This window comes from Streptomyces sp. NBC_01622, assembly GCF_045209635.1.
Taxonomy (GTDB): domain Bacteria; phylum Actinomycetota; class Actinomycetes; order Streptomycetales; family Streptomycetaceae; genus Streptomyces.
In genome coordinates this window covers 7,754,893-7,764,966 of record NZ_CP109293.1, presented here as the reverse complement: position 1 = coordinate 7,764,966, position 10,074 = coordinate 7,754,893, and the positions used below count along the sequence as shown (strand labels likewise).

The following is a 10,074-nucleotide window of genomic DNA, read 5'->3' as shown; positions in this document are numbered from 1 at the left end:
GGGGAGTGGCCGCGGCCCTGCTGGCGAACGTGCTGTACAGCACCGGTTTCGTGCTGGAGAAACGGGCGCTCACGGCCCTGCCCGAGGTGACGGTCCGTCAACCGGCAAGGCTGCTGAGGCTGGTGCTGGGCAGCCCGCTGTGGATCGGCGGGTCCCTCGCCCTCGCCGCCGGGTTCGGCGCGCAGCTCGCCGTGTACCGGACGCTGCCGATCGCCGCCGCGCAGGGCATCTTCGTGTCCGGTCTGGTGCTGCTCGTGCTGCTGTCCGCACGCCTGCTCGGCGAGGAGACCAGCGGCCGGGAACGGTACGCGCTCGGCGCGATCCTCGCCGCCCTGCTGATGGTCGTACTGTCACTGAAGGAGGGCTCGGACCACGTCAGCCGCGCCGCGCCCTATCCGCTGATCCTGCTGGTGTGCGTGCCCTCGCTGGCGGCCGGCGTCTGGCTGTACCGGTCCACCGAGCGCCGCGCGGCCCACCGGCACCGGCTGCCCACCACGGGCGTCGAATACGGCGTGGCGGTGGGCCTGTTGTACGGGGTCAGCTCCCTCGCCATCAAGGGGGTGTCGAGCTTCCTCACCACAAGTGACCTGGGCGGGGCGGTGGTTGACCTGCTGCGGTCCCCGTACCCGTATCTCCTGCTCTGCACGGGCGCGTTCGGCCTGGTGATGTCCCAGGCGGCGCTGCAGCGCTGCCGCGCCTCGCTGATCGTGCCGGTCTGCACGACGGTGACGAGCCTGTTCACGGCGGTACTCGGCACGCTCGCGTTCGGCGAGGCGCTGCCGCACGACCCGCTGCGGCTGGCCCTGCGGATCGGGGGCACGACCCTGGCGGTCACCGTCCTGCTGACCATGCCGAAGCACGACAACGCGCCTCAACCAGCGGTCGAGGCCAAGGAGTTGACTCCCCCATGAACCCGGACGACCCCCTGCTGAAGATCCTGGCCTGCCCGCTCGACAAGGGCCCGCTGCACCTGCTGCCCACGGACGCCCTCTACAACCCGCGCCTGCGCCGCCGTTACCCCATCGTCGACGGCATCCCACAGCTCCTGCCCTCGTCCGGAGAGCAAGTGACCGACGACGAAGAGCACTTGGAACTCCTCAAACGGATGGCCCGATGACCGCCGCACACACTCCCCGCACCCTCACCGCCCGCCTCGCGCCGCTCCTCCCCACCCGCCTGGTCGCCGCCACCGCCCGCGCCGTCTACCCCCGCTTCGAACCCGAGCTGGCCCGCCTGGGCGACCTGTTGCCCCCCGACTGCGGCACGGCGGTCGACGTCGGCGGCTGGTACGGCCCCTGGACGCACCGCCTCTGGAGACACGCGCGCCAGGTCGTGACCGTGGAACCGGTCCCCCACCTTGCGCGACTGCTCGCCGCCGCCGCCCCCGCGAACGCCCGGGTGATTCCGGCCGCCGCCTCCGACCGCCCCGGCACCGCCCGCCTGTGGCTGCCGCCGGACGACGAGGGCGACCGGGGTGTGTCCTCGCTGGTCCGCCGGGACATCCACGCCCGCGCGCTGCACGTCCCCTGCGTCACGCTCGACGGGCTCGGCCTCAAGGACGTCGGCTTCATCAAGATCGACGTGGACGGCAACGAACTGGCCGTCCTGCACGGCGCGACCGGCCTCCTGACCCGCGACCGCCCCGCGCTCTTCGTCGAACTGGAATCACGCATCCAGCCGATCGCCCCGGTCGTCACCTACCTGTCGCTGCTGGGCTACGAGGGCTGGGTCCTGCCGGACACAACCTGGATGAGACTGTCGGCCTTCCCCCTGGAGGAACACCAGGCCCGCACCTCGTACGTCGTCTCCCGGGGCCTGCTGCGCCGCGTCCTGCCCTTCGCGCGCGGTCCCCGTTACGTCAACTCGGTCCTGTTCCTGCCCGACGGCGGCAGCCCAGGTGGCCGCAGCCCCGATGTCAGTGCCGTGCGCGACGATGGATCGCATGCCCGACGCGAAACGCCCCGCGAACCCCTTCAGCCCCCTCGACTTCCAACTCGTCCTGCTGCGCCGCATGGCGGACCACAACCCGGACCTGGTCGAGGACGCCCGTCATGAGCTGGGCGTCTCGATCGCCGACATGCGCGAGGCCAACAAGCGCTGGCAGGCCATGCTGCACTCCCCGAGAGGCCGGGCCGCCGCTTCGCGCTACCGCGCGATCCTCGGCACCCCGGAGTCGACCGTGAACAGGAAGATCGGCGACCTGGACTGCGAGGCCCGGCAGTGGCCCCTCCCGCTCTGGCCCGACCTCCGCTTCGAGGTGCTCACCGCCCCGAACGGCGCCGTGTGGAACGAATGGCTGGTCCGCGCCCCCGGCGCCGCGCCCCCGCCCCTCCGCACCCTCGACGACCTCACCCCCTGGTCCTGCACGGTCGACGAGGCGGCCCGCGCCTTCGCCCCCGCCCGCCCCCTGGAGGGCACGGCCCCCACCCGCTGGGGCCTCGCCTTCACCGCCCCGGACGCGCAGGGCGTACGCCACCGGTGCGCGGCCGAGTTCACGTGGGGGCTGCTCCAGAGAACGGCGATCAGCGGATAGCGGCGAGCACCGCCTCCACCACCACCCCCACCGACCCCGGATGCAGATCCAGAAAGAGGTTCGGCTCGACGAGTTCCAGTTCCATCACGCACGGCTCCCCGTCCGGCCCGTCCACCAGGTCCACGCGGGCGTACAGCAGCTCCGGCGCGTCCGGTACCGCGGCCAACGCCCGTTCGGCGACGGCGAGTTCGGCCTCGGTGGCGGTCCACGGCTCCAGGTCCGGGTGGGACACCTTGTCGTCGTCGTAGGCCGTGCCCCGCGAAAGCACGGCGCCCTTCCGGGAGGCGTGCACATAGCGCCCGCCGAAGAAGAGCAGCGCCCGCTCCCCGCTGACGTCCACGTTCGTGAGGTACGGCTGGACCATCGCGGTGAACCCCTCCGCGTGCATGCGCTCCAGTTGTCGTACGGCCGTCTCGTGCTCGTCGGGTGTGTAGCGGGCGGCGAAGCGGGCGCCCGCGCCGGAGGTCGGCTTGACGACGTACTCGTGCTCGCCGGGGAGGTCGGCCGGGTCGCCGGGGGCGAGATAGCGGGTCGGTACGACGGGCACGCCGGCCGCCGCGAGGTCGCCGAGGTAGCGCTTGTCGGTGTTCCAGCGCACGACCCGCACCGGATTGGCGAGCCGCGTCGCCTTGCCGACCCGCTCCGCCCAGGCCACGAACTCGGCCGCCCGCCAGCTGTAGTCCCAGGTCGACCGGATGAGGACGAGGTCGTAGCCGCCCCAGTCGGTCCCCCCGTCGTCCCACGGCACGGCGACGGCCTCCGCCCCGGCCGCCCGCAACGCCTCGACCAGCACCGGGAGGTCGCGGTCCTTGCTGGGTTCCGGTCCGGGGTCGTAGGTGGCGAGCGCGATTCGGGGCACGGGAGCCTCCAGCTTCGTACGGCGGTAGATCGTTTTCGCAGGGTAACCACGGCCCCCGCGACCGGGGCAACCGGATTGACCTTCACCCTCGGTGAAGCCCCAGCATCGGTGGCGGAACCGGAAGAGAAAGGGGGGCCCGCATGAGCATGCTGACGATCGGGGCCTTCGCGCGGGCGTGCAGGCTGTCGCCGAAGGCGCTGCGGCTGTACGACGAGCTGGACCTGCTGCGGCCGGCCCGGGTGGACCACGACACCGGTTACCGCTACTACGCGGTCGAGCAGCTGGAGCGGGCGCGGCTGGTCGCGTGGCTGCGGCGGCTGGGGATGCCGCTGGCCTCGATCCGTGAGGTGTGTGCCCTCGAACCGGCCGCCGCCGCCCGTGAGATCCGCGCCTTCTGGGCCCGGGTCGAGGCGGAGACGGCGGTACGGCGGGATCTCGCCGGGTTCCTCGCCGACCATCTCGCGGCCCTGGCGGCCGTACCCGGAAAGGACACCACCATGCTCGAACTGCGTTACTCCGCCCACTCGGACCGCGGGCGGGTCCGCCCCTCCAACCAGGACACCGCGTACGCGGGCACGCGGCTGCTCGCGGTCGCCGACGGTTTCGGTCCGGCGGGCGGGCCCGCGAGCAGCGCGGCGGTGGAGGCGCTGCGTTTCCTGGACACCGAGGAGGTGCCCGCGGGCAATGTGCTCAACCTCCTGGAGGAGGCGGTACGGAGCGCCACCGACGCGGTCCGTGACGTGGCCGATCCCGACGAGAACGGCACGACCCTGACCGCGCTGCTGTGGACGGGCTCGCAGCTGGCGCTCGTGCACATCGGGGACTCGCGCGCGTATCTGCTGCGCGAGGGCGGGCTCTTCCGGATCACCCACGACCACTCGGTCGTCCAGTCGCTGATCGACGAGGGCCGGCTGACCGCCGAGGAGGCCGGATCCCACCCGCAGCGCTCGCTGCTCCTCAAGGCCCTCACCACCGGCGGCCCCGACCTGAAACTCCACGACACCCACCGCGGCGACCGCTATCTGCTGTGCTCGGACGGCCTGACCGCGGTCGTCCCGGAGCACCGGATCCGCGAACTCCTCACCGCGGGCCAGGACCCGGAGGAGACGGTACGGTCCCTGGTCGACGCGGCGAACGCGGCCGGGGGTCCGGACAACATCAGTTGTGTGGTGGCGGACGTGGTGTAGGAACGGGGGTGTCCCCGACGCCGGGGACCACTGCCCCCGACGGCTAAGGAGCGCGCCGCGTGTCCACCCTCTTCCCGGCCCTGACGAACCCGGGCGAGCAGCCCGCCCTCAGGTTCGGTGACCGTTCCCTGACCTACGCGGAGCTGGGCGCGGCGGCGGACGCCCTCGCGGTCCGGTGCGCGGGCGGCGGCCGGGTCGCCGTATGGGCCACCAACTCGCTGGAGACGGCGGTCGCCGTGGTGGCGGCACTGCGGGCCGGGGTGGCCGCGGTGCCGCTCAACCCGAAGTCGGGCGACAAGGAGCTGGGGCACATCCTGGCGGACAGCGCGCCGACTCTGGTACTTGCGGCGCCCGGCGACGAACTTCCCTCTGCGCTACGGCACTTGGAGCGCGTCGACGTCGACGTGCACGCGGTGGGACCGGTCGCCGAGGTGCAGTCGTCCGACGAGGACCCCGCCCTCGTCGTCTACACCTCCGGTACCACCGGCCCGCCCAAGGGCGCCGTGCTCCCGCGCCGGGCGATCGCCACGACGCTGGACGCGCTCGCCGACGCCTGGCAGTGGACCGGCGATGACGTGCTCGTGCACGGGCTGCCGCTGTTCCATGTGCACGGGCTGGTGCTGGGCATCCTGGGCCCGCTGCGGCGCGGCGGCTCGGTGCGGCACCTGGGCAGGTTCAGCACGGAGGGCGTGGCACGGGAGCTGAACGACGGGGCGACCATGCTGTTCGGCGTCCCGACGATGTACCACCGCATCGCGGAGACCCTCCCCGACGACCCCGGACTCGCCAAGTCCCTTGCCCGGGCACGGCTGTTGGTCTCCGGTTCGGCCGCGCTGCCGGTCCACGACCACGAGCGGATCGCGTCGGCGACCGGGCGCCGGGTGATCGAGCGCTACGGCATGACGGAGACCCTCATGAACACGAGCGTGCGGGCGGACGGCGAGCCGCGCGCCGGGACGGTGGGGGTCCCGCTGCCCGGCGTGGAACTGCGCCTGGTCGAGGAGGACGGCACGCCTCTTCCGGTGTACGACGGCGAGAGCGTCGGCGAGATCCAGGTGCGCGGGCCGAACCTGTTCACCGAGTACCTCAACCGGCCGGATGCCACGGCCGCCGCGTTCACCGCCGACGGCTGGTTCCGCACCGGGGACATGGCCGTACGCGATCCCGACGGCTATGTGCGGATCGTCGGCCGCAAGGCCACCGACCTGATCAAGAGCGGGGGTTACAAGATCGGCGCGGGTGAGATCGAGAACGCGCTGCTCGAACACCCCGGGGTGCGCGAGGCCGCCGTCACCGGTGAACCGGACCCCGACCTGGGCGAGCGGATCGTGGCCTGGATCGTGCCGGCGGACCCCCAATCCCCGCCGGAACTCGCCGAGTTGGCCGACCATGTGGCGGGCCGCCTGGCCCCGCACAAGCGCCCCCGCGTCGTCCACCACCTCTCCGCGCTCCCCCGCAACGACATGGGGAAGATCCTGAAGCGGGCCCTGACCCATGACTGACCGCCTGTCCGCCCGCGAGACCCTGGCCCTGGTCACGGACGACTCCACTTTCACCGAACTCCCGTACCCCGCAAGGGAGTCCGAGCCCGACGGCCCCCTCGCCTGGCAGGGCTACGACGCCTCGCGGGCCCGCGCCGCCGGCCGCACCGGTGAGTCGGAGTCGGTCGTGTGCGGTACGGCGACGGTCGGGGGCACGCGGGCGGTGCTGATCGCCTTCGAGTTCGGCTTTCTCGGCGGCTCGCTGGGCGAGCGCACCGGGGACCGGCTGGAGTCGGCGTACACGTACGCCCGTGAACACCGTTTGCCGGTCGTGCCGTTGATCGCCACCGGGGGCAGCCGGATGCAGGAGGGCATGATCGCCCTCACCCAACTCCAGCGCGTGGCACGGCAGTCGGCGCTCACCAGGGAGGCCGGGCTGCCGCAGATCGCGGTGCTGCGGGATCCGACCACGGGCGGTGGCTGGGCCACGCTGGGCGCGGGCGCCGATGTGATCCTGGCGCTGCCCGGCGCCCAGGTCGGCTTCGCGGGCTCCCGGGTCCGCCCACCGGACGCGGACCCCACGGCGTACACGGCCGAGGCCCAGGTGGCGGCGGGCGCGGCCGACGCGATCGTGGAACCGGAGGAGCTGCGGGAAACCCTGGGGAGGTGGCTGCGGCTGCTGACCACGCCGTGGGAGGGGCAGGCGCCGGTACCGGTGCCTCTCGGGGCGGCCGGCCTCCCGGCCACCGGCTGGGAAGCCGTGCGGCGTGCCCGTTCTCCCCAACGGCCCCGCGCCGAGCGCTACTTGGACAGTTACTTCAGCTACCGGCTGGCGATCAGCGGGGACCGGTGCGGTGGTACCGACGCGGGCATGCTGTGTGGGTTCGGGGAGCGGGCGGGGCGGACCGTCGCGTATGCCGCGCAGGCCGGGACGGCGACCCGGCCCGCCGGGTATCGGACCGCCGCGCGGCTGATCCGGCTCGCGGACCGGCTCGGGGTGCCGGTGCTGACGCTGGTGGACACGCCGGGCGCGGCGAACGACGCCGAGGCGGAGCGGCAGGGCGCGGGGGCGGCGATCGCGGACCTGTTCGGCGCGGTGGCGTCGGCCCGGGTCCCGGTCACCACGCTGCTGATCGGCGAGGGCGGTTCGGGGGGTGCGCTGGCGCTGGCCGCGCCGGGCAACATCTGGGCCACGCCTGACAGTTACTTCTCGGTGATCGCCCCGGAGCCGGCCACCGCGATCCTGAAGCGGGCGCCGGCGGAGACGGAGCGGACGGCGGACCAACTCCGGGTGCGTCCGGAGGACTTGGCGGAACTGGGGGTGATCCGGACCGGGCCCGTGTGAGCGACGGGCTGTCATGAGGACACCCTCCCATACTCTTTACGCTTTCCTTACTTAATACATAACAGACAAATACCCCCATTCAGCCGCACCCCGCCCGGCCCACCACAAGGCGCGCCGACTGCCCCGCCCCCGCACGATGCGAAAGAGGCCCGCCGCCCGGCGACGCCCCGGTCCGCTCTCGGGAGAACCTTCCATGACCGTCAGTCTGGAGCAGTTGCGACGCTGCCATTTCGCCGTCGACCTGGGAGCGGCCCGCACCCGTGTCTACGTCAAGGGCGCCGGGCTCGTCGTCGACCAGCCGTCCGTCGCCGCCGTGAACACGCGGACCGGCGCGCTGATCGCCGTAGGAGAGTTCGCGGAGAAGATGACGGGCCGTACGCCCGACTACATCCGGGTCGTCCGGCCGGTCTCCGGCGGGACCGTCGTCGACATCGAGATGGCGCAGCGCATGCTGCGGCACCTGCTCGGCGACAAGGTGCGCCGCGCGCTGCGCCGCAAGCCCCGGCTGCGGGCCGCCGCCTGCACCCCGCACGACGCCGATCCGCTGGCGCAGCGGGCCGCGATCGAGACGCTGGTCGGGCTCGGGGCGCGCCGGGTGGAGCTGGTCGACACGCTGATCGCCGCCGCCGTGGGCTGCGGGCTCCCGGTCGAGCGGCCCGAGGCCACCATGATCATGGTGTGCGGGGCCGCCGCGACCCAGGTCGCCGTGCTCTCCCTCGGCTCGATCGTCACCGCCGAACGCATCCCGGTGGGCGGCGAGGCCGTCGACCACGCGATCGTCCAACACCTGCGCCACGAGCACGAGTTGATGCTGCCGAGCCAGTCCGTACGTCCGCTGCAGCTCGCTCTCTCCAGCAACGGTCTCACCCCGCACGGCCCGACCACCACCGAGATCCACGGGCGGGACGTGGCGAGCGGCCTCGCCCGTTCCGTACGGGTCGACACCGCGGCCGTACGGGACGCGATCGAGACCCCGCTGACCGCCGTGCTCGACGGTATCGGCCGGGTGCTGCGCAACTGCCCGCCCGACCTGGTGGCCGACCTCGCGGACCGCGGGATCATGATGGTCGGCGGCAGCGCGCTGCTCCCCGGCTTCGACCAGATGCTGCGCACGGCGACCGGAATGCCGGTGAACATCGCCGAGCGGCCGGACGTGTGCGCCGTACAGGGCCTCGGCTACATGCTGGAGGGCAAGATCGAGCCGCTGGTCCTGGCCCCCCTGGCGACCGCCTGAGCCCGGACCCGGCCGACCCGCGGGCCGGCGTCCCTGGCCTCTCCCGCCTCCTCGAAGCCGTCCTGAGCGTCGGTTCCGAGCTCGAACTGCGCACCACCCTCCAGCACATCGTGGACGGCGCCGCCGAGCTGACCGGCGCGCGGTACGCGGCGCTCGGCACGACCGATCCCGGGCAGGACGGCCTCACCGAGATCCGCACCGGCGGGGCCGAGCAGCCGCCCACGGGCGTGCTCAGCGTGCCGATCCACGTCCACGACGAGGTGTTCGGCCACCTCCACCTGGCCGGCAAGCGGCCCGCCGCCCCCTTCACCGCCGAGGACGAACAGCTGCTGCACGTCCTCGCCGCGCAGGCCGGTATCGCGATCGGCAACGCCCGCCTGTACGAGACGGCCCGGCAGCGCGAGCGCTGGATCGAGGGCGCCGCGGCCGTCACCACCGCGCTGCTCGCCGGCGAGCGGGCGGCCGACGCGCTGCTGACGGTCGCCGAGGGCGCCCGGGCGCTGGCCGAAGCCGCGGCGGGTGTGATCCTGCAGCCCACCGAGGCGGGCGGCATGGAGATCGTCACCGCTTCCACCTTCGAGGACCCGGGCGACATCTTGGGTACGACCATCGCGCCCGGCAGCCCCGTCCTGGTCCAACTCCTGGGCGGTGAACCGGTGTTCATCGACGACTCGGCGACCGACCCGCGCATGACGACGCATGTACGGCACCGGTTCGGACCCAGCATGATGCTGCCGCTCCAGGCGGAGGGCCGCCTCATCGGCACGCTCGCCCTCCCGCGCCGGCCGGGCGACCGCCCCTACACGGCCGTAGAACGGTCGCTGGCGACGCAGTTCGCGTCCCAGGCCGCACTCGCCCTGGTCCTGGCCGACGCCCGGCACGGCCGGGAACGCCTCGCGGTCTACGAGGACCGCGACCGCATCGCCCGCGACTTGCACGACCTGGTCGTCCAACGGTTGTTCGCCACCGGCATGTTGCTGGAGTCCGCGCAGCGCAGGGGCGGGCCGGCCGACCCGGCCCACGAGGCCCTCGGACGCGCCGTCGACGAACTCCAGTCGACGGTCCAGGAGGTCCGCACGGCGATCTTCGCCCTGCAGCAACCACCGGCCGGGGCGCCAACGAGTCTGCGCGGCAAGGTACTTCGGGAGGCGGCGGCCACCCTCGCGGTCCAGCCCTCGATCCGCTTCAAGGGCCCGGTGGACGCCCTCGTCCCCGACCGGGTGGCGGCCCGGCTCCTCGCCGCCCTGCGCCGCGCCCTCGCCGCCGCGTCCGGTCGTGCCGACGTGTCCCGCCTGGAGATCACGGTCGACGTGACGACTCCGCTGCCGGACGGCCGGGACGCCGTACGACTGAGGGTGTACGACGGCGCGGGTACGACGGCGAGTTGGCGGTCGCCCCTGTGAGAGGGGGCCGCTCGCGTCAGTAGGGCAGGATC

Annotated in this window: 10 protein-coding genes; 9 read left to right on the top strand and 1 reads right to left on the bottom strand. The window is 73.1% G+C overall.

The genetic code is table 11. From position 1 onward, the window contains the following. The first annotated feature begins 5 nt into the window (after positions 1-5). Genes OH768_RS35905 through OH768_RS35890 form a run of 4 tightly spaced genes read left to right on the top strand, consistent with a single transcriptional unit; the run spans position 6 to position 2,533 of the window. Entirely contained in the window at positions 6-911 is a 906-nt protein-coding gene (locus tag OH768_RS35905) for a hypothetical protein (RefSeq protein ID WP_406465587.1), read from the top strand. Then, complete coding sequence (locus tag OH768_RS35900) at positions 908-1,117, top strand: Trm112 family protein (protein ID WP_406460096.1); 210 nt, start codon at positions 908-910, stop codon at positions 1,115-1,117. Before OH768_RS35905 ends, OH768_RS35900 begins: the two co-directional genes overlap by 4 nt. Beyond that, positions 1,114-2,055 carry an FkbM family methyltransferase gene (locus OH768_RS35895; protein ID WP_406460095.1) on the top strand — a complete coding sequence of 314 codons (942 nt, stop codon included), beginning with the start codon at positions 1,114-1,116 and terminating at the stop codon, positions 2,053-2,055. The genes OH768_RS35900 and OH768_RS35895 overlap by 4 nt, the downstream gene beginning before the upstream one ends. Continuing rightward, a complete protein-coding gene (locus OH768_RS35890; protein WP_406460094.1) occupies positions 1,943-2,533 on the top strand; it encodes a hypothetical protein in 591 nt (196 codons plus the stop codon). The genes OH768_RS35895 and OH768_RS35890 overlap by 113 nt, the downstream gene beginning before the upstream one ends. On the opposite strand, the gene OH768_RS35885 is transcribed toward OH768_RS35890, so the two are convergent. Then, complete coding sequence (locus OH768_RS35885; RefSeq protein ID WP_406460093.1) at positions 2,523-3,392, bottom strand: RimK family alpha-L-glutamate ligase; 870 nt, start codon at positions 3,390-3,392, stop codon at positions 2,523-2,525. The genes OH768_RS35890 and OH768_RS35885 overlap by 11 nt on opposite strands. A 140-nt stretch (positions 3,393-3,532) precedes the next feature. On the opposite strand from OH768_RS35885, the gene OH768_RS35880 reads away from it, so the two are divergent. From OH768_RS35880 to OH768_RS35860, 5 genes are all read left to right on the top strand, one after another. After that, complete coding sequence (locus OH768_RS35880) at positions 3,533-4,579, top strand: MerR family transcriptional regulator (RefSeq protein ID WP_406460092.1); 1,047 nt, start codon at positions 3,533-3,535, stop codon at positions 4,577-4,579. A gap of 59 nt (positions 4,580-4,638) precedes the next feature. Then, on the top strand, positions 4,639-6,081 hold the full coding sequence (locus OH768_RS35875; protein WP_406460091.1) for an acyl-CoA synthetase: 1,443 nt from the start codon (positions 4,639-4,641) through the stop codon (positions 6,079-6,081). After that, entirely contained in the window at positions 6,074-7,405 is a 1,332-nt protein-coding gene (locus OH768_RS35870; RefSeq protein WP_406460090.1) for a carboxyl transferase domain-containing protein, read from the top strand. The genes OH768_RS35875 and OH768_RS35870 overlap by 8 nt, the downstream gene beginning before the upstream one ends. Before the next feature lie 193 nt (positions 7,406-7,598). Next, positions 7,599-8,639 (top strand): rod shape-determining protein, encoded by a 1,041-nt coding sequence (locus OH768_RS35865; protein ID WP_406460089.1) that lies wholly within the window; start codon positions 7,599-7,601, stop codon positions 8,637-8,639. Next, positions 8,636-10,042, top strand: a complete 1,407-nt coding sequence (locus OH768_RS35860; RefSeq protein ID WP_406465586.1) for a GAF domain-containing protein — start codon at positions 8,636-8,638, stop codon at positions 10,040-10,042. The genes OH768_RS35865 and OH768_RS35860 overlap by 4 nt, the downstream gene beginning before the upstream one ends. Positions 10,043-10,074 lie beyond the last annotated feature (32 nt).

Bases quoted from the DNA above. Each gene is read 5' to 3' on its own strand.
- OH768_RS35900 (WP_406460096.1), top strand. From the start codon at position 908: ATGAACCCGGACGACCCCCTGCTGAAGATCCTGGCCTGCCCGCTCGAC.
- OH768_RS35895 (WP_406460095.1), top strand. From the start codon at position 1,114: ATGACCGCCGCACACACTCCCCGCACCCTCACCGCCCGCCTCGCGCCG.
- OH768_RS35890 (WP_406460094.1), top strand. From the start codon at position 1,943: ATGCCCGACGCGAAACGCCCCGCGAACCCCTTCAGCCCCCTCGACTTC.
- OH768_RS35880 (WP_406460092.1), top strand. From the start codon at position 3,533: ATGAGCATGCTGACGATCGGGGCCTTCGCGCGGGCGTGCAGGCTGTCG.
- OH768_RS35870 (WP_406460090.1), top strand. From the start codon at position 6,074: ATGACTGACCGCCTGTCCGCCCGCGAGACCCTGGCCCTGGTCACGGAC.
- OH768_RS35865 (WP_406460089.1), top strand. From the start codon at position 7,599: ATGACCGTCAGTCTGGAGCAGTTGCGACGCTGCCATTTCGCCGTCGAC.